The 24,460-nt window shown below is 64.6% G+C and carries 17 protein-coding genes and 2 pseudogenes; 6 read left to right on the forward strand and 13 right to left on the reverse strand.

The window, feature by feature from the left end; genetic code table 11:
- Positions 1-9: 9 nt before the first annotated feature.
- Positions 10-576, forward strand: a complete 567-nt coding sequence (locus MYCSM_RS16715) for a TetR family transcriptional regulator (RefSeq protein WP_015307345.1) — start codon at positions 10-12, stop codon at positions 574-576.
- 173 nt (positions 577-749) lie between these two features.
- Positions 750-3,758: pseudogene (locus MYCSM_RS16720) on the forward strand (MMPL/RND family transporter); the annotation flags it as partial.
- A 24-nt stretch (positions 3,759-3,782) separates the two neighbouring features.
- On the opposite strand, the gene MYCSM_RS37210 reads toward MYCSM_RS16720, so the two are convergent.
- The 7 genes from MYCSM_RS37210 to MYCSM_RS16755 all read right to left on the reverse strand — a co-directional run bounded on the left by MYCSM_RS37210 (position 3,783) and on the right by MYCSM_RS16755 (position 11,829).
- Positions 3,783-5,033: a hypothetical protein gene (locus MYCSM_RS37210; RefSeq protein ID WP_015307347.1), complete on the reverse strand. Its 1,251-nt coding sequence runs from the start codon at positions 5,031-5,033 to the stop codon at positions 3,783-3,785.
- Between the two features lie 10 nt (positions 5,034-5,043).
- A complete protein-coding gene (locus tag MYCSM_RS16730; protein ID WP_015307348.1) occupies positions 5,044-6,369 on the reverse strand; it encodes a hypothetical protein in 1,326 nt (441 codons plus the stop codon).
- On the reverse strand, positions 6,366-7,166 hold the full coding sequence (locus MYCSM_RS37815; protein WP_232425606.1) for an ABC transporter permease: 801 nt from the start codon (positions 7,164-7,166) through the stop codon (positions 6,366-6,368). The genes MYCSM_RS16730 and MYCSM_RS37815 overlap by 4 nt, the downstream gene beginning before the upstream one ends.
- A 47-nt stretch (positions 7,167-7,213) precedes the next feature.
- On the reverse strand, positions 7,214-7,957 hold the full coding sequence (locus MYCSM_RS37820) for an ABC transporter permease (protein ID WP_015307350.1): 744 nt from the start codon (positions 7,955-7,957) through the stop codon (positions 7,214-7,216).
- Complete coding sequence (locus MYCSM_RS16745) at positions 7,954-8,910, reverse strand: daunorubicin resistance protein DrrA family ABC transporter ATP-binding protein (RefSeq protein ID WP_015307351.1); 957 nt, start codon at positions 8,908-8,910, stop codon at positions 7,954-7,956. Before MYCSM_RS16745 ends, MYCSM_RS37820 begins: the two co-directional genes overlap by 4 nt.
- Positions 8,903-10,297 carry a condensation domain-containing protein gene (locus MYCSM_RS16750; RefSeq protein WP_015307352.1) on the reverse strand — a complete coding sequence of 465 codons (1,395 nt, stop codon included), beginning with the start codon at positions 10,295-10,297 and terminating at the stop codon, positions 8,903-8,905. The genes MYCSM_RS16745 and MYCSM_RS16750 overlap by 8 nt, the downstream gene beginning before the upstream one ends.
- A 776-nt stretch (positions 10,298-11,073) precedes the next feature.
- Positions 11,074-11,829: a glutamine amidotransferase gene (locus tag MYCSM_RS16755; RefSeq protein ID WP_015307353.1), complete on the reverse strand. Its 756-nt coding sequence runs from the start codon at positions 11,827-11,829 to the stop codon at positions 11,074-11,076.
- A 166-nt stretch (positions 11,830-11,995) separates the two neighbouring features.
- Between MYCSM_RS16755 and MYCSM_RS16760 the strand changes: the two genes are divergently transcribed.
- Positions 11,996-12,343, forward strand: a complete 348-nt coding sequence (locus MYCSM_RS16760) for a hypothetical protein (protein WP_015307354.1) — start codon at positions 11,996-11,998, stop codon at positions 12,341-12,343.
- A gap of 46 nt (positions 12,344-12,389) precedes the next feature.
- On the opposite strand, the gene MYCSM_RS16765 is transcribed toward MYCSM_RS16760, so the two are convergent.
- Positions 12,390-13,238 (reverse strand): class I SAM-dependent methyltransferase, encoded by an 849-nt coding sequence (locus MYCSM_RS16765; RefSeq protein ID WP_015307355.1) that lies wholly within the window; start codon positions 13,236-13,238, stop codon positions 12,390-12,392.
- Between the two features lie 31 nt (positions 13,239-13,269).
- Entirely contained in the window at positions 13,270-15,327 is a 2,058-nt protein-coding gene (locus tag MYCSM_RS16770) for an MMPL family transporter (protein ID WP_051073762.1), read from the reverse strand.
- 69 nt (positions 15,328-15,396) lie between these two features.
- Here MYCSM_RS16770 and MYCSM_RS16775 point away from each other — a divergent pair, with 69 nt between their 5' ends.
- Positions 15,397-15,831, forward strand: a complete 435-nt coding sequence (locus MYCSM_RS16775; protein ID WP_015307357.1) for a PAS domain S-box protein — start codon at positions 15,397-15,399, stop codon at positions 15,829-15,831.
- Here the strand turns inward: MYCSM_RS16775 and aceA are convergent.
- Positions 15,828-18,128, reverse strand: coding sequence for an isocitrate lyase ICL2 (aceA, locus tag MYCSM_RS16780; RefSeq protein ID WP_015307358.1), 2,301 nt, complete (start codon positions 18,126-18,128; stop codon positions 15,828-15,830). The two genes, MYCSM_RS16775 and aceA, sit on opposite strands and share 4 nt — an antisense overlap.
- A gap of 162 nt (positions 18,129-18,290) precedes the next feature.
- Here aceA and MYCSM_RS16785 point away from each other — a divergent pair, with 162 nt between their 5' ends.
- A complete protein-coding gene (locus tag MYCSM_RS16785) occupies positions 18,291-19,640 on the forward strand; it encodes a sensor histidine kinase (RefSeq protein ID WP_015307359.1) in 1,350 nt (449 codons plus the stop codon).
- A 287-nt stretch (positions 19,641-19,927) separates the two neighbouring features.
- Entirely contained in the window at positions 19,928-20,554 is a 627-nt protein-coding gene (gene ripD, locus MYCSM_RS16790; protein ID WP_015307360.1) for an NlpC/P60 family peptidoglycan-binding protein RipD, read from the forward strand.
- Positions 20,555-20,571: 17 nt separating this feature from the next.
- Here ripD and MYCSM_RS16795 read toward each other — a convergent pair.
- The 3 genes and pseudogenes from MYCSM_RS16795 to proS form a co-directional block, all read right to left on the reverse strand.
- Positions 20,572-21,342, reverse strand: a pseudogene (locus MYCSM_RS16795) (SDR family NAD(P)-dependent oxidoreductase); the annotation flags it as partial.
- Positions 21,343-21,400: 58 nt separating this feature from the next.
- Complete coding sequence (locus tag MYCSM_RS16800; RefSeq protein WP_051073764.1) at positions 21,401-22,975, reverse strand: methyltransferase regulatory domain-containing protein; 1,575 nt, start codon at positions 22,973-22,975, stop codon at positions 21,401-21,403.
- A 41-nt stretch (positions 22,976-23,016) separates the two neighbouring features.
- Complete coding sequence (gene proS / locus MYCSM_RS16805) at positions 23,017-24,423, reverse strand: proline--tRNA ligase (RefSeq protein ID WP_015307361.1); 1,407 nt, start codon at positions 24,421-24,423, stop codon at positions 23,017-23,019.
- Positions 24,424-24,460 lie beyond the last annotated feature (37 nt).

Consider the following 24,460-nt stretch of genomic DNA (forward strand, 5'->3'; position numbering starts at 1 on the left):
GATCGCGGCATGAGCCGGTGGGAGCCCAACGCCCGCGGCCGCCTCGAGCAGGCGGCGCTGGAGCTCTACACCGAGCGCGGATTCGAACAGACGACCGTCGCGGAGATCGCCGAACGAGCGCGTTTGACCGAGCGAACCTTCTTCCGGCACTTCGCCGATAAACGGGAAGTGTTGTTCGGGGGGCAGGACGCGCTGATCGAGTTGGTGACGACGCGGATTGCCGATGCCCCCGATGCGGCATCGCCGATCGACATGGTGCGCGGCGCACTGCAGGCGGTCGGCGAGATGCTTGCGGATCGCCGCGAGCACGCGCAACGACGCCAAGCCGTTATCGACGCCAACCCCGGCCTACAGGAACGGGAGTTGATCAAGCTCGCTTCGCTGTCCGCTGCGATGGCAGAGGGCCTGCAACGCCGCGGCGTTTCGGCGTCGGCCGCGGCCCTCACCGCGGAGATGGCGATCGCGGTCTTCAAAGTCGCCTTCATGCGGTGGCTGGACGCAGGACGGGTCAATGATCTTAGCCGAGTCATCGGCGACTCGCTCGACGAGTTGAAGGCACTGACCGCCGGCGGGTAACTGCCCGGCGTCGCTCACAACTGAATTTTGCCCGGTTACGCCAGTCCAATGCGGGGTGCTAACGGTCCACCGGGTTTGCCCAATCCGGATAATCGAAATCCGTTGACAGCACAGGCAGTTCGCAGACTTGCTGACGTCTCGAAACGCGTCACCACACAGTATTGTTCTCGGGGATGCAGGGACCAACGTCCGCCAGACGCGCCGAGGTTGACGACCTGGCGAGTTCGCTGGGCTCGTTCGGCCGGATCGGATGTTTCGTCGTGCGCCGGCCACTGGTCGTCATCGGATTGTGGCTTGCACTGGCCGTCGTATTGTTCGTCCTGCTCCCTCCGCTGGCGAAGATCGCGGGGGAGAAGCAGCCAGAGTTCCTGCCGTCCGACGCACCCGTTCTGCTCGCCAACAACGCGATGATCAAAGCCTTCGACGAATCGGACTCGCAGAACAGCCTGTTGGTCGTGCTGAGCAATGACAACGGGCTCGGACCCGCGCAGGAGGATGTCTACCGCAAGCTCGTCGACAACCTGCGTGCCGACCACAAGTCGGTCGTCATGCTCCAGGACTTCATCACCACTCCGGCATTGCGCGACGTGGTCACGAGCAAGGACCACAAAGCGTGGTACCTACCCGTCGGCCTCGCGGGTGAACTTGCCACGCCTCCAGCCGCTGAGTCGTACAAGAAGGCCGTCGAAATCGTCAAGGCGTCAACGGCGGGCACCACGCTGACCGCACACCTGACCGGGCCCGCGGCAACGGTCGGTGACATGACAGCAGTCGGCGAACGCGACGTCCATGTGATCGAGATCGCTACCGCGCTCATGGTTTTGACGATTCTGCTTCTGGTCTACCGCAACCCGCTCACCATGGCGCTGCCGCTAGTGATGATCGGCATTTCACTCGTCGTGGCCCAACAGTTCATCGCCTGGCTCCTCGAGTTGGGCTTGACCATCTCGCCGCAGGCCATGGTATTGGTAAGCGGGATGATGCTCGGGGCGGGCACCGATTACGCGGTCTTCCTGATCTCGCGATACCACGAGTATCTGCGGATGGGCGAAGAATCCGACGTCGCATTGGTGCGGGCACTGGGGTCGATCGGCAAGGTGATCGCGGCGTCCGCAGGCACGGTCGCGATCACGTTCATGGGCATGACCTTCGCCAAGCTCGGCGTGTTCTCGACCATCGGGCCTGCGCTGGCCGTCACCATCCTCGTCGGGTTTCTCGCATCGATCACACTGCTGCCCGCGATGCTCGTGCTCGCCGGGCGACGCGGGTTGTGCAAGCCCAGACGCGAACTCACCAGCCGTCTCTGGCGACGTTCGGGCATCCGGATCGTGAAACGTCCCGTCCAGCACCTGGTGGCCAGCCTCATCGTGCTGGCCATCCTGGCCGGCTGCGTCGGCGCGATCAAATTCAACTACGACGACCGCAAGAACCTACCCGCCGACGTCGACAGCAACGTCGGATACGCGGTGATGGCGCAACACTTTCCGGTCAACTCGAGCATCCAGCAGTTCATCCTTGTTCAGTCGTCCCGCGATCTGCGCAGTCCGAAAGCGCTCGCCGACCTGGAGCAGATGGCCCGCCGCGTAAGCCAAGTGCCCGGGATCGCGGCCGTACGCGGTATCACCCGGCCCACCGGGGACACCCTCGAACAGGCCAAGGCGACATTCCAGGCCGGTGCCGTGGGGGACAAGCTCTCCGAGGCGTCGACCGAGATCTCCAGCCGCGACGCTGATCTCGACCGCCTGACGGGCGGTGCACACCAGCTCGCGGACGCCCTCGGCGACGTCCGCAATGGTGTGCTTGACGCGATGACGTCCGTCAGCGGACTGACGAACGCGTTGGTCGAAATGCAAGCCAAGTACGGACCCAACGCGACAATCGCGGACATCGACCAGTCGGCCAGACTGGTCAAGAGCATGCGCGCGATGGGGGATGCGTTGGGGGTCAACCTCACTGAGGTCGACGACGTGTACCGGTGGGCGGTCCCGATGATGGCCGCGCTGAACTTCAACCCGGTTTGTTCGATTGATCCGGCGTGCCAGAACTCACGGGCGATATTGCAGCGCCTCATCACGGCACACGACGACGGCTCGCTTCAGTCACTATCTGATCTGGCGCATCAATTACAGACCGTAGACAGCACCCAGCCGGTCAATAACACGGCCACAGAGCTTCGCCAGAAGCTCGAGGACGCCACCGAAGCGGCCCAGAGGCTCGGGCTGGACAAGCCCGACGGCATCAAACGCAAACTGGCCGAACTCCAGAACGGCGCCAACACGCTGGCCGACGCCAGCCGCCAACTCGCCGACGGCGTACAGCTACTGGTTGACCAGGTCCGCCAGATGGGACCAGGTCTTGGCGACGCCTCGTCGTTCCTGATGGCCATGCGCAACAACGCCCGCGAACCGTCGATGGCCGGCTTCTACATTCCGCCCCAGATCTTGACCAACAGCGAATTCAAGACCGCCGCAACCATGTTCGTATCGGCCGACGGCCACGCGGTGCGCTATCTCGTGCAGACCGACCTTGACCCGTTCGGGACGCAGGCGATGGACCAGGTCGCGCAGCTCATGGACGCGGCACGTAGCGCGCAGCCCAACACCGAACTGGCCGACGCGAAGATTTCGATCGCCGGATTGCCTGCCGTGAATGCGGATATCCGCGACTACTACAACCACGACATGCACTTCATCCTCACCATGACGATCCTGGTTGTGCTGTTGATACTGATCGTGCTACTGCGAGCCATCGTCGCGCCGCTCTATCTCATTGCTTCAGTTGCTATCTCGTTCTTGTCGGCGCTTGGCATCGGCGTCGTCGTCTTCCAGTTCATCCTCGGCCAACACATCGCGTGGAATGTGCCCGGTACGGCGTTCATCGTACTGGTGGCGGTCGGCGCGGACTACAACCTGCTGTTGATTTCACGCATCCGCGACGAGGCGTCCCGTGGAATGCGTACGGCAGTCATCCGAACGGTGGGCGCCACCGGCGGGGTGATCACTTCGGCAGGCATCATCTTCGCCGCGAGCATGTTCGGCCTGACGTTCGGCAGCATCATGGGCATGGTCCAGGTGGGCTTCATCATCGGTGTCGGCTTGCTACTGGACACGTTCCTGGTCCGCACCGTGACCGTGCCCGCGCTGGCAGTTCTGGTGGGTAAGGCCAACTGGTGGCCGTCGAAGAACCTCAAGCCCCTGCACGGGGAGCTAGATCATTCGCGGACCGCCAAACCCAGGAATAGTGCCGATCGGGATGAACGCCAGGACGATGACGAGACAGATGAAGAGCCGCAACGCTTTTGGCGTCGGTGGTTGCTCAATCTCAGGTCTGCGCGCGGCAAAGACGAGATAGACGATCGCGACGTCGTAGGAAATGACGACCAGCCAACGGGTCCAGTCGAAGCCGGTCAGGAATACTGGGACGACCAGCAGCAGGCCGGCGACCACCCATGCGAGACGGCCGCGGAACTCGTCAACGAAGGCGCACACCGGAACTCCTGACAGCGTGCCGATCCCGTAGACGGTCGTCAAGAACGCCGCCGCGCCGAACACCAGCGACATCACGAGGCCGACGACGCCGACGTGGGCGACGATGCGCATGGCATCGACGATCCCGTAATCGTAGATCGGCATGACATTGCGGCAGACCCAATCGTGGTAGTCGGTCTGACTCGGCCGGCCGCCCAGCACGTACTGCGCGAGCGTCGGCAGTGACGTGATCGATGCCAACGGATTGGGCATCGGGTGATGCGGTACCGCCGAACACAATTGGGAGGCGACGTCGTGGCGGCCGAACGCCGCTACCACTACCGCGGTGAAGACGCCCGGCATGACGGCCATCAGCACGCCGCGACGCCTCGCGGTTCCCAACGCGCCGCCAAGGACGACGATCGCCAGCACCGCACCAAGGGCGAACTGCAGCCCGATAGCCTCGTGCACGAGAGTCAGGGCGGCGATAACGACACCGTAGGCAACACACCACACCACCGCGACCGTCTTTGATCGCACGTACGCCAGCGCAACGGTGAACAGCGCCAGCGCGGCCGCGCCGAACAGGTCCGGCCGCGCGGAGTACGCCGCGAACGGAATCCCGAACGGCAGCAACGGGATCAGCATCGCAACCATCAGCCTGCGCTCGGACCGTCGCCGCCCGAACAGCACCACACCCATGACCAACACCAGGCCGCCCACGTAAACCGCGGTCGACACCCAGCGCAATCCCAGCGAAACCGCGAAGTAGTGCCCGGGCACCAGGCCCACCAATTCACCGGCGAGGCCGCGACGGACGAAACCAAACGTGTAGTCGACGGCGTAGTACGACATCCAATACACGTCGAGCGGAAGGATATTGATCGCGAAGCACAGCACGGCCGCCGACCAGATCGCAATCGCGACCGCGATGCCGACGTACAGCATGGGATGGGCGCGCTGACTGGACTTGAGGCTCAGGTTCACCATCGGGTAGGCCCTAGTAGACAGTTGTTGCGGACAGATTCAGGTCGGCCAATGCGTCGTGGGCGAGTTCACGCGTCGATGCTGCGGTGTTCTGCATTCCGCTGTCATAGGCGACGATGGTCAGGAACCGATTGCCGTTGATTGTTCCTGTGCCACAGAACAACTGGCCATGACTCTGTTCTATGCGTCGGCGAGTGATGCCCTGCTCGGCGAGCCGCATCGAGACCTCGGAGGCGTCCGCACCATCGACCCGTCCGACGACAGTGTCGAAGCTTCCGACGTTGGAGCAGCCCACCGGTAGCTGATTGGACGCCATGGCGATGCCCTCGGTCTTGCGGACCAGCCATCGTGGTATGAACGGGATGAGCGGAAGGCCGGCGAGCATTTCATCGGGTTGCTCCGCCAGTGCCTTCAGCCGGCCTTTCACCTCTGCCCGCACGCCGGTCATATCGTCGGCCACCGTTTGGCTGTCGACGTCGAACGTGATCGACGTCAGCGCATTTGCACGGTCGTCGTCGACGCCGCGTTCGCTGACCGGGAGGACCACCGTCACGGTGGTGCCATCGGGATGCACCCTGTCCATCCGGTGGGCCAGCCGCGCGGCGAACGCGACGAAAAGGGTGTTGCTGCTTCCATTCAAGGCCCGCGCACGGGCGTCCCATACCTCAGCGTCGGTCTGCATCGTCACCGACGGCAGTTCCACATCGTCGGCGGAAACCTCGCGGGGCCGCGGCGTCGCAACGGGAGCGTCCGCGCCTGGGCCCAATCGGAGCAAGATGAGCACGGTCGCGATCAGCGCGCGAAGCACGGCGGGCAATGCCCGGATGACGTCGGCCATGTCCTCCGACACCGCTCGAGCGCGGCTGCGTGAATTCGGCTGCGGGTAATGGAAATCACGGCGTTCACCCTTGACCGCTTCTGCGATCGCGATTGCCAGCCCGAGTCCGTCGGCGACGCAATGCGACGCTACCAATGTCACCGCCGAGCCGCCGTCGTCCAGCGGTGTCAGACCCAGGTGAAACGCCGGGCCCCACTCAGGGTCGACCTGCACCCGCGCGCGCTGCTCGAGCCATGCACCGATCTCGGCCCGCGGCCGTCGCGGCGTGAGTGCGACATCGGGGCAGCGAGCGTCGCGCACCCAGCGGTGCCGACCGAACGGCAGCGGCGAGCGCTCGATCCTGCGACCGAGTAAACCGTGACCGAGATTGCCGTTGAAGACTCGCAATTCATCGATGTCGACGTCGCGGTCGTAGACCCATGTGCACTGAACCACGCTGCCTTGGCCCGTGGCCCGCAGCCGCAGGTATGCGGCCTGATCCAGCAGCGCGAGCTTGGTCACTGGCAACCCACCTCTGCGGCGGCGCGATACCCTCGCACCGCCGTCGGGCCGAAGATCGCGACAAGTACGCCGGCCCACACCATCGCCTGCAACAGCGGCCACAACACCGGCCCACCTTCTGCGAGCCCGCGCATCGCCTCGATCGTCGGGGACATCGGCTGAAGCCGCACTGCGGGCTGCAGCCACGACGGGAACACCTCGGCGGGGGCCACCCCGGTGTTGAAGAACAGCAGCACCACGCATCCCGCGCCGAGCCACGTCACCATGGCGCGGCCGTCCGCGCGGACGGCGATCGCGATGACTGCCGTCGCGACGCCTGCCGAGATCATCACCGGCACGAGAACAAACGGCACCGCAGCTTCCCAGCCGCCTACGAAGCGCAGGCCGAGTGCGACACCGAAAGCGGTGAGCACCACAGCCGAAGCGATGGTGCGCGTGGCCTCGGCGAGCAGTCGACCGGTCAACGGGCTCGCCCGATGGATCGGCAACACCCACAACCTGGTCAGCAAGCCCGACTCTCGTTCGGCGGGCAATGCCAAGCCCGCTCCCAGCGTGCCGAAGATCGCGCCGACCACCGCGCACATCGGCACCAGGCCGTACAGGCTGTCGCTTCCCGTCACCGCGAGCACGGCCTTGCCAATCAGCAGTTTGTAGATCACCAACAGAAACGTCGGAAACAACAAGGCCTGCACGGCGACGATCGGGTCGCGTCGCCAGCGCCGCAACAGCCGTCCCGCCTCCAGGACACTCTGCCGAGCGAACGCCGTGTTGACGCCGAGACTGCGCACAGATCGCACGTCAGCGAAATCTGCCGATCTGTCCACAGTTTCGACGTGGTTAGCGGTCACGCGGCGCGCCTTTGCATGCGCAAGGCAAGACTGCCGAACACCATCAACAACGTCACGCACCACGCGGCAGTCACAGCCAGGCCTGCGCCCGTGACATGCCCGGCCGCGAGCCCGCGCAGGGTCTCGGTGACCTGTGACACCGGTTGGTAGCGGACAAAGGGGCCGAGCCACGCCGGAAACGATTCGGCGGGTGCGATCCCGGTGGACAGCAGCACCAACACCAGCTGCGGGAGCAACAGCACTTGGCTCGACGACTCCACGGAACCGATCCGTGAGCCAAGCGCATCGGCACCGAGGCAGACCGCCATCGCGAACGCCAACACGATCAGCACGAACACAACGCCATAGCCGAGTCCGCCAACCATCCGGAAGCCGAAGATCGATGCGACGACGACGCCTGCGACCAGTGCGATCACTGCGCGGATCAGGCAGTAGAGCATCCGCGCGGCCAGCGGCACCATCGCCGAAATCGGCAGGGTGCGAAGCCGAACTCCGAAGCCGGACAACCGATCCCGCGCGGCACGGTCGGCGGTGGTCATCGCGCCGAACAACATGGCCTGAACGATGACGACCGGCAGCACGTACTGCGGGTAGGTGATGCGGCCGGTGTCGATGAGATTGCCCAACGCCAGCGTGAACCCGAGGAAGCAGCCCACCGGGGCCAGCACCGCGAAAAGCAGATCGGCGTCGCGCAGTGTGCCCGACATGGTGCGCAGGGTGAGTGCCACCAGGGCACTCATACAGTGACCGCCGACGACGTAAGGCTCAGGAATGCTTCATCCAGCGACGGCTTGCGCAGCGAGATGTCCGCCAGTTCGATGCCGAGGCCGTCGAGCCTGCGGAACACCTCTCCGAAGGTCACGACGCCATCGGGCGCAGGCACGGATACCGCGGCCGCCTGCTGATCGATCAGTGCATCACAGTCTGCGCCCGCAAAGTCGGCCAATGCCATTGCAATCGCGGACAAATGGACCGGGTCGGCGGGCGTGACCTGGCAGTAGCTGACGCCGACGCGGCACTTCAGATCATCCGCAGTGCCACTGGCAACGATGCGACCGGAGTCCAGCACGATGATCGAGTCACTCAAGACGTCAGCCTCTTCGAGGTACTGCGTGGTGAGCAGCACCGTGACGTCCTGATGACGCAACGCGGACACCAGGTCCCAGACATCGCGGCGGCTGCGCGGATCCAGGCCGGTGGTGGGTTCGTCGAGGAACAGCACCCGGGGTTCGACGACGAGGGCGACGGCGATGTCGATGCGTCTGCGCATTCCGCCGGAATATGTGGACACCCGCCGATCGGCGGCATGACCCATGTCAAACCGCTCGATCAGCTCGTCGGCCCGGCGTCTGGCATGGCGGTTCCGCAGTCCCCGAAGTTGGGCGAACAGGGTCAGATTCTCACGGCCGGTGAGCAATTCGTCGAGCGCGGCGTATTGCCCTGTGACGCCGATGCTCGCGCGAACCTCGGCCGACTGGCGAACCACGTCGAACCCAGCGACAGTGGCCGACCCGGCAGTCGGGCGCAACAGCGTGGACAGGATGTTGATGGTCGTGGTCTTCCCCGCGCCGTTGTGGCCGAGCAGCGCACACACCGACGCCCGCGGAACCGTGAAGCTGACGCCCTGCAGCGCCGATGATGCCTTGCCGAATGACTTTGCGAGATCACGGCATTCGATCGCAGCCTCAGGCATACGTGAACTGTTCAACGCTGTCGGCGACCCGTGTGAACTCCGCTCGCATCGCCTCGGCATAGCGCAATATCGACTTGCGGGCGACGTCGGTGCCAGGGTAGGCGACCACCAACTGCGTCTTGTCGCGCATGCGGTTCACCCACATGCACACCGCCTCCGACAGCCGGTTGTCGCCCCAGATTCCGATCCGCAAGCCATCCCAGTAATCACTGAACGGCAGCTTGCGAATGTCGATGTAGGACAACATCGGCACCGGACGGTCCGGCACTTCGAGTGATCCCGATACGGGCTCCGGCATCTCGAGCAGGTGGTAGTAGGGGACCGCACCGAGGGTGGTGTTCAGGTCGAACGACGACTGCGCGGAGGTCACCACCTCCGCGAATGGCGCACCGGCCGTCGGAATCGCCAACGGCACGAAGCTCGCCAACCAGCCGACGGTCGTGGCGAAAGCGGGGTCTCGCCGGTTGTCGAACGGGGTGAGACCGAAGTACGTGGTGGCACCGGTCAGTCGGTGTTCGGTAAGGGCCGCGCACGCGAAGACGCCGCCGCTGAAGCGTGCCCCTGCCGCACGGCAGGCCGCTTCGAACCGCTGCCCCTGGTCCTCGTCGATCAGGTCGAAGACGTCGATGGCTCCGGGCGTATCAGGAGTTGCCTCGCCCAATTCCAACGGAAATGCCGGTAGCGCACCGCCGTTCGCGGCCACGAACTCTCGCCACGACTGGATCTGAGGTGACTGTTCGTCCAGGCCTGCGGTGAACGTGCGCTGGGTGGTGCAGAAATCGCGGTGGCTCGCGGCAGGGGTCAGCACGGGGGCCGCGCTCTGCAGGCTGGTGAAATAAGCGGTCTGAATGTCGAGGAAGATCACGCCTGCCGACATGCCGTCGGCCCGCAGGTGATCGATCGCGATGTAGACGGTGAACCGATCCTCGCCCTGGATGATCCCGAACGTAAAGCAGTCCCACTGCAGCGGATCCGGGGTATCGAGGAGCAGCTTGCGGATCTGCGGCGGAGTCATCATGCCGTGATCGGTCGGAGCCAATGTGATGGCCTCGGGCTCGTCGATGACGTAACGATGAATCTCGTCGTTCTCTCCGAACGTGAACCAATCGTGGTAGGTGTCGTGCCTGCGCACGTGGGTGTTGATGGCTTGCGTCATCGCCTCGACATCGCAGACGCCCATGATCTCCCAGACACCGATGCACAACCGCGGAATGTCGCGGCCCAGGCTGGTCTGTCGACGGTAGTACTGAAGATGTTGCGATTGCTGATAGCTCACGGGGGCCGGATGGCGCGCCGCTAGGGAGGCGCTCGCGTAGCTGGCCGCAGTGGGGTACCAGGACACGACGGTGCCCTCGGCGGTCCAGTCGTCAACCGTGCCCAAGAACATGCGTTTTCCTCTCGTGTTCGCCAGCTCGTGACGACACTCCCGATGGCGAGAACCTCACCGCAGGGGGTCTGCTGAATCGCGTTGAGCGCCAGGGACAGTCATTGTCCGCAAGGCAGTGCCTGCCAAGCCGCGCGAGCGATGATCGCTCGGCGATGCCACGTGGCGACGGCCGACCAGAGGCAGTCCCACAATTGACATGCGCGAGAAAATAGCAGGAATCAATCGCAATTGTGCAACCAGACGTTGCAGTCTCAGGGGCTCAAACATTACCGGCTAATACACCCGGGTTTGCTGGATTTGCGCCATTGCAGAATGGTCGGTTTCCGCCGAAACATGTGTCAACTTCTGGGCCAATAACACGTAGCCCTCTGGTGCGCAACAGCTGTGTGAGAGATGTGTCGGAGGCAGTCAAATCCTTGCTGTTCGAGGGGTTTCGGCGATTTCATCGAGCTAGCGCGGCTAAGTTGAGGCGCGTCACTATTGGCCAACGAACTCGGTAGGTACTCGTGCCTCGGTGACAGACCTGGTTGTCAAATTCAGATGCGATTGTAAATTTCAATATTGACGTTCAGGATAATTTTCAAGTTCGTCCGCTATTTGTCCAAATGTCAGCCGTTGGTGAGCTTCTGACAGGAGCCGAAAGGTGACAGTTGATTACCTCAGCAAACTTTAGGAGATTTCTCACCCCGTCGGCGGATCCGGTGGTTTCCAGGCGCGCGGGAGCCGCTGCGCCGCAGTCAGATACGAGGCAGGCGAGAGCCGTCGCGAAGCCCTGCCTAGACCGGTCGGGCGTATTGCTCGGCGAACCTTCGCAAGATCGTCGGCGGATAGTCGATGCTCCGGTCGAGTGCAGCCGTCTTCAGTGATTCCGCGGTTTCTGGCGCGAAGTAGCCGTAGTCCTTGTAGACGTCGATGCGTGTGCAGATGCCCACGGCATCGAGTTCAGGGTGAAACTGCGTCGCGTAGACGTTGTTCCCGACACGGAACGCCTGGATGGGACAGTCAGCCGAGTATGCGAGGGACGCCATACCGGAGGGCAGCGCACTCGCACCTTCCTTGTGGCCGCCGTAGGCGTCGAAGGTCTCGGGTAGATCTGCGAGCAGCGGATCGCGGCGCCCCTGTTCCGTGAGGGTCACGGTGATGGCGCCGACAGGCTCGGGGTACGTGCGGTCGATCGTCGCTCCGATGATCGAGCCAAGCGTGCCGACGCCATAACAGCATCCGAGAAACGGGAAGTCGTGGTCGACGATCCGTCCGATCAGCGGCAGAAGTTCTGACTCGACGCGCAGCTGCGTCTGGGATTTTGCCTCCGGTGCGTCGCTGACGTTGTACGGGCCGCCGCCCAGGATGATGCCAGACCAGTCGGCCAGGTCGATATCGCCTAGTGCCCGATGCGTCAGCCTGATGCGTTGCATCCCGTTGGTGTCGAGACCGGTGAAGCGCATCATCGCCGCGTACTCATCGTCGGCCGCCGCGTCTTCGGCGCGGATCGACATCAGCAGGAACGGTAGGTGCCCGGCGTCGGTTGACATGGTCCGCTCAATCTAGCTGGCCGAAGAACGGGTGTTGATCGGTCTGACCGCGTCGCCGGGTCGACTTCAGACGGCTCTGCCGGATCCGCTAGGGCACCACATCTGATGGGTCGACTTCTGGCGGAACGGCAACGTCGCCGTAGCGCTCGAACTAAAATTTTCGCTCGTGACAAGCGCGTCACAGCACATCCTTCTACACGATCGAGCGCTGACCCGCGGGCAGGCGCGACGCTTGAGTCGGCGCTTCGGGGACGTCGGCGTTTTGATCCCGGCGACGCGGCTTCGGCAGATATCCGCCGGCGGACGGGCGTGCGAGGCTGAACTGACCGACGTCAGCTTCGCGATCGCTGCGACAGAGATACAGCGCGAGCAGCGGCTGGCCAAACTGAAGCGCCACCAACGCCGACTCATGCGGTGGTTCATTGTCGCCGGCCTGGTGCTGCTCCTCCTCAACGCGCTGCTGTGCATGGCCTATGTATTCTTCAGCATGGCCCTGCACGCATACCCGTACTAATCGATGGCGGCGTCAACCCCGCGGCAGCCTTGGCTGCAAGTTTCCGTTAAGAATCCGCCGACGGCACGGGCGAATCTGGCGCCGCCCACGCTCGCCGTCGCGCGGTAGCGTCGCGCGGGCGACGAGCGACCACGAATTGGGAGATACCGCGTAACTCTTGCTCGATATCGACGAGCCCCGCAGCTGCGAAAAACGTTGGGACAGTGGTGCGGTCGAATACTCGAACTCCGCAGATGGTGGCGCCGAGTTCGAGTCCCTTCCGCAGCAGGAACGATTCGCGACCGTAGGTTGTCATCACCGCGATGCGACCTCCGGGACCGAGCACCCGGACCATTTCATGGAGAACACCAAGCGGCTCCGGAACGAGGTGCAAAGCGGCAAAGCAACTGACTGCGTCGAACGCGCGGTCGTTGAATGGAAGATCGAGCGCGTCACCGCGCATGTAAACCGCGCGAGCGCAGGTGTTGTCGCGAACGGCGCGCTCCATCATCGGTGCGGAGTTGTCCAACCCGATGACGAATCCGTCCCCGGCAAGCTGACTCGCAAAAAAGCTGGTGAAGTTGCCAGGACCGCACGCCACGTCGAGCACTCGCTGCTGCCCACCGAGATAAAGTGCAGCGGAGGCTCTTTCGCGCTCCGCGGTGATGGATATTCCGTGCAAACTCAGCGCGGCAACCATGATCGGTCGCCAAATGTGCTGATAGATCGCGGCCACCGCCGGGCTGTTCATGGCGCGTTGCGCGAGGCTGCGACGGGCGGGGACACTGCGTCCCAGCAGGTCGGTATAGCCGTCGCAATATCGCATCGACCGCAGCGCGTCCTGGCGGATCAGTCCGCGCGCGAGCGCCGGTACCCACATCGCATCGGTTGCCACCCCCGACCGTTCAACGGTCATACGTGTGGCACGCAGCAGCGCGCCGAAAGGTTCACCGCAATGCGACGTCGACTTTCGCAGGCCACCAGATCCGCGGCCCGATCACCGTGAATAGCGCCGGGATCAATACGGTGCGCACGACGAACGTGTCGAGGAGAATGCCCAGTCCGACAATGACTCCCAGCTGGGTAAGCACGATCAGCGGCAGTACTGCAAGCACGCAGAAAACCGCGGCCATCACGATGCCCGCGCTGGTGATCACTGGACCGGTGGCCGACACCGCCCGGACGATTCCGTCACGAGTCCCATAAATGGGTGTCTCTTCCCGCGCACGGGTGACAAGAAAGATCGTGTAGTCCACCCCGAGTGCAACGAGGAACAGCGCCGCGAAGAGCGGAGTTGTGTAGTCCAGCGCGGGCATGCCCAGCAGGTGCACACAGGCCCAGCCGCCCAATCCAATAGCCGACACCGCACTCAGCGCCATGACCACCGCCAACACCAATGGCGCCAGCGCTGCGCGCAGGAGCACATAGAGCACGATCAGCACGACGGCGAGGATTGCCGGGATCAGCACGTCTCGGTCGTGCACCGCGGCGTCTCTGGCATCGAGCGCTTGGGCATCGGAGCCGCCGACCATCGCTGTCGGTTCCGCCGACCGGACCGATTCCCGCAGCGCCGCAATCGTTTTGAACGCACCAGCCGATGCGGGGGCAGCGTCGATGACCACCTTCCATTGCGTCAGGTCCGACGCTGAGGACGCCGCGTCGCTGACCGAGACCACACCGGGCGTCGTCGCGATCGCCTGCTGAATCGCGGCGGCGCGACCGGCGGCACCAACCACTCGGGTGGGATCGGTCAGTCCGCTGGGGAAGTGCGCGGCGACTGCGTCGTATCCGGTGACCGATTCAGCATTCACCCGAAATTGATCGATCTGCGACAGACCGATCGGAATGCCGACGATGCCGATGCCCAGCATTACGAGGAGCCCCACGGTCGCGGTGGCCACGCGGCCCGCGTGATCGGCGACCCAGTCGGCGGTGCGGTGCCAGAGCCCGGTGGTGACGCCCGCGGTGCCTCCGTGACGGGGAATGAACGGCCAGAACAGCCGACGGCCGAAAACCCGCAACAGTGGGGGCAACACCAGCAGCACGAACAACACCGCGATGAGAAGTCCGCACGCGGCGTGCACACCGAGGCTGCGCGTGGCTGGGGCGACGCCGAAGACAAGTGTGAGTAGCGCCAGCACGACGGTGGCATTGCTCGCGAGGATCGCGGGCCCAGCGCGACTGACCGCGACTCGGAGGGCGACGGCGTGGTTTTCGGTTTGAGTGAGTTCCTCGCGGTAGCGGGAGATCAGCAGCAGCGCGTAATTGGTGCCCGCGCCGAAGACGAGCACGCTGGTAATGCCGGACGTGGCTCCGTCAAACGGCAATTCGGTGAGTCGTGAGACGACGGTACCTACCGATGTCGACAGTCCGTCGGCAAGACCGATGATTGCCAACGGAACAAGCCACAGGATGGGCGATCGGTAGGTGACGATCAACAGCACCGCAACCACGGTCGCGGTCACCGCGAGCAACGTGATGTTGGCATTGCTCATCGCGTTGGTGATGTCGGCGATGAATGCCGGGCCACCGGTCAATTCCACTGCGAGATCAGCCGGAGCTCCGGTCGTCGCGGCGGTGCGAAGAGCGGTGATCGCATCGCGTAGGGCGAACCCGGAAAGGCCCGCGGACAGGGGGATAGGCGCGATCGCGGCACGTCCGTCCCGGGAAGTGATCAGCCTCGGGCCGGCGGGGGCGTCGGCGCGCGAGAGGACCCGCTGACCCGCGGCTTCTGCGGCCGCCAAGTCGGCGGGACTCAGTCGAGCAGCGTCGTGGCGCGATATCACCAGAATCGCGGGCTGTTGATCCGCGTCCGGGAAAGTAGCCAATAGCGCTGCCGCCCTGGATGATTCGGCAGACGCCGGAACTTGTAGCGGAGGCTTGTCGGCACCGGCGTTCGGGCCCGCGAGCGCGATGAAGACTCCGGCGCCGACCGTGAGCAGCAGCGCAAGCATCCAGGAGCGACGGTGTGTGACGACTGCGGCCACGCGATCCCACCCGGCCATAGGTGAACGGTAACGGACCGACGTCACCGCATCGGTGAACCCAGCGGCTGTGCGCGACGTATCAGAGGTATGGACGCTTCCGAAGCGCGCCCGTCAGCGCCGGTCGCCAGCGTGACCGTCGACCGAAAAGGCATCATCCGGCAGTGGGGCGAGGCTGTCACCGACGTCGTTGGTTACTCGGCCGACGACACGCTCGGGCGAAGTCTCGATGTCGTGATCCCACCCGCTCTTCGGCCTGTGCACTGGTGGGGTTTCGACCAGGCCATGAAGTCCGGCCAACTGAACAAGGAGCTGTTCAAGGTCCCAGCCCTCTGCAAGGACGGACGGATCATCGTTGCCCACGCAACCATCGACTTGATCGGAGACAAGGCCGGCGGCAGCGACGGCGCCGTCGTCACGTTCGTCGGCGTCGGGTCCTCCTGGCAGGGCAGGGCGTGGCAAGCCGCCTTGGCGCCCGTCGATGCCGCACGCCGTCTCTGGCAGCGAGTCCGACCCAGCCGCTAGTCCTCTTTGCGGATCAACCGGCCGAGCGCCGCGCGGTCGGGCGCGAGCAGCTCCTCGATGCGTGGCTGGTTCACGTCGGCGACGATGATCTCGCCAACCTCCTGGTACACGTCGCTGAAGATGCCGTGCGACTTCATCTTCTCGGTTTGGTAGATGTTGTCCTCGGTCGGCGTGACGTAGTAGACGATCTCGGCCTTGAAGCGATGGATCAGCCACAGGTGGATGACGTCCATCAGACGCTTCTTGCGCAGCTTCTCGGCGAAGGTGTTCTGGTCGCGCACAGTCAAAATGCTGCGGCCGTGCCGGTCCTTGATCGGGTCGACGATCGCGTTGGCGAGCTTCTCGTCCTCGCCGCCGTCACGTTCTCCGAAGATCCCGAGTTCGAGGACATCCGAGCCGGGCCGCGTTGGCCGCAGTTGCACCCGCAGCTTCTCGCCGATTTGGTTGTGTTCGCCCCACAGCGCCAGCCACTCCTCGAGCAGCTTCTTCGGCACCTCGGTCTGAACCAGATGCTGGTGCTGGGTAGAGCCCTTGCCCATCGCCTTGGTGGTCGCCGTGCGTCCCGACGACGCCGCGAGCGCAGCATCGCTGCGCGGTCCGCCGACAAGGGTCTGCGGTGTCCGATAAGGCGATTCGACCAACCGCATCTTGCGCTGTAGCCGAGCCAGCGCGAGCATGCCGTCCTGCCGCAGCGCGGTGGCGAACTCCTCGGAGGCGACGCCGTCGACCTGATGGCCGCCGTAGGTGATGAAGTTGAAGACGAAGCCCATCTTGCCGAGTTCTTCAGGAAAGGCGCGCATTTCGTCGTCGGTCATGCCGGTGGTGTCCCAGTTGAACGACGGGGACAGGTTGTAGGCCAGCATCTGGTCGGGGTACACGGCGTGGATCGCCTCGGCGAACTCGCGGGCATCCGCAAGGTCGGCCGTCTTCGTTTCCATCCACAGGATGTCGGCGAACGGCGCGGCCGCCAACGATTTCGCGATGGCATAGGGGATGCCGCCGCGCACCTGGTAATAGCCCTCAGGCGTCTTCGCGAGCTCGCAGTCCCAGCCGACCGCGGCTCCGAGTTCCCTCGCTTTTTCGCGGGCGGTGTACATCGGTGCGCGCTGAGAGAATTTGCGCCACTCGGCGACGCTCATCGCGAGCGGTTCGCCTTCGCTCTCGCGGAACTCGAGTAGCTCGGCCACCGCCTCGCCGTAGGTCATCAGCCCGGCATCCACCTGCCAGGCATCGACGAACTCCGACTCGACCTTGTCGAAGAGCGCATCGATCGAATGATCGGCGCGGTCCTGATACGCCGACGCGGCTTCGTCAACCGAGGCCGCGATGCCGTGGCGCTCCAACCACGCGTCGGCTGTGGCGTATTCGCCGTCGGGCAGCGCGTAGAGCAGATGACCGTTGAGCTCCGTGACGCCCTGGTTGTAGAACCGTCGCACCATCGCCAGGAAGCACGCCTTATACGACGGAATCTTCAAGTTGGTGACGCCCAGCAGGAACGGCTGGTCGCGCTCATCGGCACGGCTGTCGGTCAGGTTGGCCGCCTCGGCGTCGGTGCGCGCGACGATGATCCCGGGCACCTTCATCACGTCGAGCTGGAACCGAGCGGTGTTCAGCCGCTTGATCTGTTCATCCGACGGCACCAGAACCTTGCCGCCCTGGTGGCCGCACTTCTTGGTGCCTGGCCGCTGATCCTCGATGTGGTAACCCGGCACGCCTGCCTCCACGAAGCGACGAATCAGGTTGCGCACGTGAGGATCTCCGCCGTGGCCGGTGTCCGCGTCGGCGATGATGAACGGCCGGAAGTCGGTCGCGGGTGTGGTGGCGCGTTGCTCGTCGGTCATCTGCAAACGCAGGTACTGCTGATTGCGGTCGGCGGTCAGCAATGCACGCACCAAGCCCGCGGCTTCCTCCGGCACCTGGCTCAATGGATAACTGGCCAGATCTGGCCCGGGGTCCTCGGTCGTCGATCCCTTGGCAGAAGTGGCCCAACCGCCGAGGTAAATGCCCTCGATACCCATTCGCTTCATCGCCACGGCCTGGCCTGGCGAGTAGGGCCCGAAGGTGGTGATGCTCTTCTTTTGGGCGAACAGTTCGCGCAGGCGAGGGTAGAACGCCTCCGCGGCCTCGCGCGCCACGATGTAATCGGAGGGGATCGTGCCCCGCTGCTCGACGACCTGGCGGGCCGAATAGAGGCGAATGATGCCGTCGAAACGCGGGCTGTCGAAGTATCGCTGGGTGTCAGCAACGTCGCGTTCGAAAGGTGTCTGCGGCTGGGCGTCCGCTTCGATGATGGCCATGGGTCAATGCTCCTCTTTGAGCCAATTCGCATCGCCGGCCCCCCGGTGGGCCGCTACATGACCGACGATACGGCGCTGCTTTCACCGGCGATGCGTTAATCAGCAACCGCTAACATCCGGCAAGATGGCAGGCATGTACGGTCCGGCGCGGCGAGCGTCCTAGTGCAACGCGGCCAACTGCAAAATCTGCTGCTGACGCGCGTGCTCTCGCTGCGCATCATTGTCATCGTCGCGGCGCTTTCGGTGGTCGCTCTGGTCATCACGCTTGGCGCGTGGGTCTGGATCGGGGTGACCAACGACCAGTACAGCCAGCTGGACCGACGGCTCGACTCGGTGAGCAGCCTCGGCGACATCAGCAGCCTGCTGCGCAGCACCCAGAACCACACCGCCGATCAGCCCGCCCCGAACGGCGGCCTGGTGCGGACCGCCCGCGTGGCCCGCGCCACCGTCTCGGTCCCGAGCGACATCGTGCTGCCGCAGTTCGATGATGGCTACGCCAACACTACGATCAACGGAGTCGAATACCGCGTCCGTACGTTCTCAGCAGGGGTCGCCTCTATCGCGGTCGGCGCGCCGCTGGCCGAAACGCAGCGTCGCATCGACGAACTCCACCGACGAGTCTTGGTGATCTGCGGCGGGGTGATCGTGGGCACCGTGCTGGTTGGCTGGGTGATGTGGTTGATCATGATCAACCCGTTCCGGCTGCTGGCCCAGCAAGCACGCGCCATCAACGCACAGTCCAAACCCGACGAGGTGCAAGTGCGTGGCGTCCAAGAGGCGGTGGAGATCGCCGAGGCCGTGGAGGGAATGCTCGCCCGCATCGGCGACGAGCAACAACGGACCAGGGCGGCGCTCGAATCGGCGCGCGACTTCGCCGCGGTCGCGTCGCACGAACTGCGCACGCCGTTGACGGCGATGCGGACCAACCTCGAGGTGCTGTCGACGCTCGACCTGCGCGACGAACAACGCAAGGAAGTGGTCGGCGACATCATTCGGACGCAGAGCCGGATTGAAGCGACGCTCACCGCTCTCGAACGGCTGGCCCAGGGCGAGTTGACGACGGTCGACGACTTCGTTCCTGTCGATATCACTGACCTACTCGATCGGGCTGCGCACGACGCGGTGCGCAATTATCCGAATCTGCATGTGTCGCTGGCCAGTTCGACGACGGTGCTCATGGTCGGGCTGCCTGCCGGCCTGCGACTGGTGATCGACAACGCGATCACCAACGCGATCAAGCACGGCGGTGCCACCGAAATCAGACTCAGCGCAGAGAGTTCCAGCGACGGTGTCGAGATCACTGTTGACGACAACGGCGCCGGGGTGCCCGAAGCGGAACGAGCGGCGGTGTTCGAGCGATTCTCGCGAGGGTCGACTGCGGCGCGGTCGGGCTCCGGCCTCGGGCTCGCGTTGGTGGCCCAGCAGGCCGAGTTGCACGGCGGCACTGCCGCATTGGAGGCCAGCCCGTTGGGCGGGGCGCGCTTGGTGCTGCGACTGCCGGGTCCGAAGTAGGGGATCGGGCGCTCCTCGCGACGCGGATCGACACGCTCCGCTAAGCACGCTCGGACCAAACGTCAACTACCCGAGCAAAACTCGGTGTCCCGATTACGAATCGTCACCGGCGTGGTCACGGTAGGGCAAAGAATCCCCGGCTGAGCTGGGAAGAGGCTGAGAGGCGGCACCACCCTGTTGCAAAAGTGAATATAGTGACTGGTGTTAATTGGATAGATGACGCGGTCACCGGGGCCCGCAAACGCATACAGGTGTGGCGGCCACGCCACAGGACGAAGGAAGCACGAATGAAACGCATCTGCGCCGTGATGATCGGTTTGGCATTGCTGATCGCAACGCCAGGTGTCGCGACCGCCGACGCAACGCACCAAAAGCTGATCAATCTTGTGATCCAGCGGGCGCTTTCACAACGGGGGGTGCCCTTCGCATACGGAGGCGGCACCGTCTCGGGCGCCAGCCTGGGTACCGTCGCGGTCGAGACCCCCGTCGATCCCGCCGCCCCCGCCCTCGGAACCACTCAGCTGCCCGCCACTCAGCCGCCCCCCACTCAGCCGCTGCCCACGACCGTCGGTGCCACCGGCCTCAGCCTCAGCCCTGTCACAACTCCCGCGCCTGCGGCCGAACAGCGAGTGAGCCGCGTCGGATTCGACGCGTCCGGCCTGATCGTTTATGCCTTCGCCGGCGCCGGGATCAAAATGCCGCGGTCCTCCGGCGAGCAGTACAAGGTCGGCCAGAAGGTGCTGCCGTCCCAGGCGCTGCCCGGCGACTTGCTGTTCTACGGTCCCGACGGCACCCAGAGCGTCGCCCTGTTCATCGGCAACGGTCAGATGGTCGAAGCGACGGACACCGGGGTTGCCGTGTCACCGGTACGGACCAACAACATGGCTCCCTACCTGTCACGCATCATCGCCTGACGCCGGGAAATGTACGTCTACCGCTTCTCGGTCTGACCCGACACAATGGCATCCGCCGCCTTTGTCGCGGCGGATCCAGCCAGTCGACCCGAGATCTCCGGCGCCATCATCGCGAGGCGGGCCAGAACCCGCTGCCGAAGCGGGGCCACTGAGATCTCAGACTTGTCATGCTCGATCGCGCGCACGACCGCGTCGGCCACCTGCTGCGGCGTGCCGGTGCCGAGGCCGGGTGGCGGCGGCGCGCCGCTGTCGGCGAACATGCCTGCCTCGCGAATCGCGCCCGGTGTGATGACGGAAACGCCAACACCGCTGCCGCGCAAGTCTTCTCGCAGATTGAGCGCGAAGCCGCGCAGGCCGAACTTCGTGGCTGCATACAGAGACGCGCGCGGCGTAGAGGCGAAGCCCGAGATCGACGAGATAAACACGAAGTGCCCGCTGCCGCGCTCTTGCCAGCGGGGCAACAGCTCGCGAGTCATGCGCACCGGCGCCTCGAGGTTCACTCGAAGCGCGCGACTGATGTCGTACTGACTGAAGCCATCCAGGCGCCCCGACGCAGGCAGCGCCGCGTTGGCGACGAGCACGTCGATATCGCCGGCCTGCTCAAGCAATGACAACGCCGCGCCGTCCTCCGCGAGGTCAATCGCGACAGTGGAATGCCCGCCGCCAGGCAGTGATCGCGCGAGCTTCACCAACTCCTCGGCCTTGCGAGAGCTCAAGATCAGCCTCGCGCCACGCGCCGCCAAAGCTGTTGCGATGGCCCTACCCAAGCCGCCCGTCGCACCAGTGAGAAGAGCCGATTTGCCCCCAAGATCATGTAGGCGAACCTACCCGCGGGCGTGCGCAGATTTACAGATTCAAAAGCAGCAGCTTCATCTCAGCCACGTGCTCAGGCAGCGCGTCGATGTACTCGGCGAGTGCTTCGCGGTCCATCGAAACGACGGCGAGCAGTGCTTCAACGAGTGCGTCGCGATCACGCGTGCCGTCCAGCAGCGGCAGCAGATGACGGTCCAGCGGCGACAACATGTGCGTCTCGTGCCAGAGGTTGAACGTTGACGCCTGGCCCTCGTTTCCGGTCAGCTCCACCATCCGGCGAGCTCTCTCGTCGAGCCGCAACGGTGCCGACGCCGGTTCCGGCGATACCGGATGAAGCCGGTAGCGCGCCTGTCCCTGCAGGATCAGCACGCCCATCAGATTCTCGACTGTGTCAGAAAGCCCGTCGCTCGGCGTCAGACCCGCGTCGACCAACCGGGTGTGCACTGCGTCCACCAATTCTTGGCGCGACAGCGTCCACGGCCACCGCTCAGTGAGCGCATCGAGGGCGGCCTTGATCCCCGAATCGTTGGTGAACAGCGTCGCGCCGTCGCCCTCCCGGTACTCCTGACGTGAGTTGTCGAGGCGAGTCGGCTCGTCAGCGGGCGGCACATGCGCGGCAATATGGAAGTCGCGGATCCGGGTGCGGTCCGGGTTATACCGGATCTGCTGCTCCCGCTCGGCGTGGACCAGTAGCGACTCTCGGAACATCCGGTTGACGACGAAATCGATGTACTGCTCCACCAGCACCTGCACGCCACCGCACTTCTCGAGCAGGTGCTCTTCAACCTTCGGGCCGAAATTGCCGGGAAACATTGCTTCGGGTCGGGCTTCTCCGAGGAACGCCAGGCCGTTCGCGCGCGCACGTGCCAGCATCTCGGAGAAGTAGCACGGTGCGTTGAACGTCTCGAGTTCGTCGTGCAACAGATACGAATCGCCGAAACCCTCTGAGTGGGCGCGGAATTCGGCAACCACTCGCGACAACACACCGTCTGCGGACGCCACCTCTTCGAGGAAGTCCACCATGCCGCGCGCCTCGCGCGCCTTTTCATCCGGCGTATCGGTGCCACCGCTGGCCAACAGCATGGCGTCGCGAATGACCTCTTTGGTCTTCCAGCCCGGATACACGTTGTAGCTCATGTAAGCCACACCGTCGGGCGCCAGCAGAGTGCGGAAGGCGGCCAACAGCGCTTCCTGCACCTCCTGTGGCACCCAGCTGTACACGCCGTGGGCGATGATGAAGTCGAACTGGCCCAACGCTGTCAGGTCCATCCGCGCGATGTCGCCCGCGACGAACTCCAGGTTGTCGAGTCCCAATGCGTCGACCTTCGCGCGGCCCAAGTCGACCTGCACCTGGGAGAGATCCAGCCCGACGACGCGCGCTTGCGGATGCGCAGCGGCGAACGGAATGAGATTTCCGCCTGTGGCACAGCCGATTTCGAGCACGCGCGCGGTCGATACCTCCGACGTCGACAACCCGAAGAGATGGGCTACCGCAGCCAGTTGGCCGGGCGCGGATGGCGGAAACGAAACCGAGGTATACGGCGTCGCGTCATAGTCGGCGCGTAGTTGGTCGATCGCGTCGTCGACGTCGTCAGTTGGTTGAAGCACGCCAACATCGGATCACAGCCGTCTTAACAGCAGGTGACGCGTCAGTACGCCCGGGCGACATAGGCGACCGCACCTGCCTCGTGGTCGGTGTCGGGGAGCGACCCGTCCTCGAGTTGCAGGCATCGCACCGTGAGGCCGCTTGTCGCGAGGTCCTCCTCGCCGGCGGTGCCGACCAGCGCCCACGGCAGGCGCGCAACGCCCGTTAGCGCGACCTCGCGTGCCTGCTCAAGCGTGGTGCAGTCCGTGATGGCGTCGTCGCGGCGAACTGTCGCCGCCTCGAACATGTCGTCCTGGATCCGGCTCGTCAGCAGTTGCACCTCGTCGACGACCTGGTCGATGCCCACCTTGACCTTATCGCGGGTGTCGCGCCGGTAGAGCAGGGCAGCGTTCTCTGCGAGGTCGCGCGGCCCGATCTCCACCCGGATCGGCACGCCTTGCAGGTCCCAGTCGGTGGCGCGCCAGCCGAAGGCCTGGCCGACGTTGTCATCCAGCCGCACTCGCAGGCCGCGGCCGGTGAGGCCCTCGACTACGGTCGAGGCGGCACGGCTGACCGCACCGTCGGTGTCCTTGACCACCACGACGACCACCTGCACGGGGGCCAGCGCCGGCGGCAGGACCAGCCCGTCGTCGTCGCCGTGACACATGATCAGCCCGCCGAGCATCCGCGTCGATGCACCCCAGGAGGTGGTCCAGCACAGCTCGGCCGCACCGTCGGTGCTGGAGTAACTGATGTTGAACGCGCGGCTGAACCTCTGCCCGAGCTCGTGCGAGGTGGCCATCTGCAGTGCCTTGTCGTCCCGCATGACGGCCTCGCACGTCATGGTGTTCTCCGCGCCGGCGAACCGCTCCTTTGCGGTCTTGCGGCCGACGATCACGGGCATCGCCAGCACGGTGCACAGGAAATCCTGGTAGACGTCGTGCAGGATGCGGCGCGCGTATTGCCGGGCATCCGCCTCCGTCGCGTGCGCGGTGTGGCCTTCCTGCCAGAGAAACTCGGTGGTACGCAAGAAGATTCGGGGTCGAAGTTCCCACCGGACGACGTTGGCCCACTGGTTGAGAAGCAGCGGCAGGTCGCGGTAGCTGTCCACCCATTTGGCCATGTATTCGCCGATGACGGCCTCGCTTGTCGGGCGAATGGCCAACGATTCGTTCAACTCCTTGCCACCGCCGTGGGTGACGACGGCAAGTTCGGGACTGAAGCCCTCGACATGCTCGGCTTCGCGCTCGAAGAAGTTCATCGGAATCAGCAAGGGGAAGTAGGCATTCTGTGCACCCGCCGCCTTGATGCGCCCGTCGACCTCGGCCTGCATCCGCTCCCATATCGCATAGCCGATGGGCCGAATCACCATGGTGCCGCGGGCTGGACCGTTCTCAGCCAGCTTCGCCTTCGTCAGCACATCTTGGTACCAACGCGGGAAGTCGTCACGCTGAGGAGTCAGGACCGCCATAGGCCAAGACTAAGGGCGGGGAGAAGCGATGGCGCAG

This window comes from Mycobacterium sp. JS623 (assembly GCF_000328565.1).
GTDB lineage: Bacteria > Actinomycetota > Actinomycetes > Mycobacteriales > Mycobacteriaceae > Mycobacterium.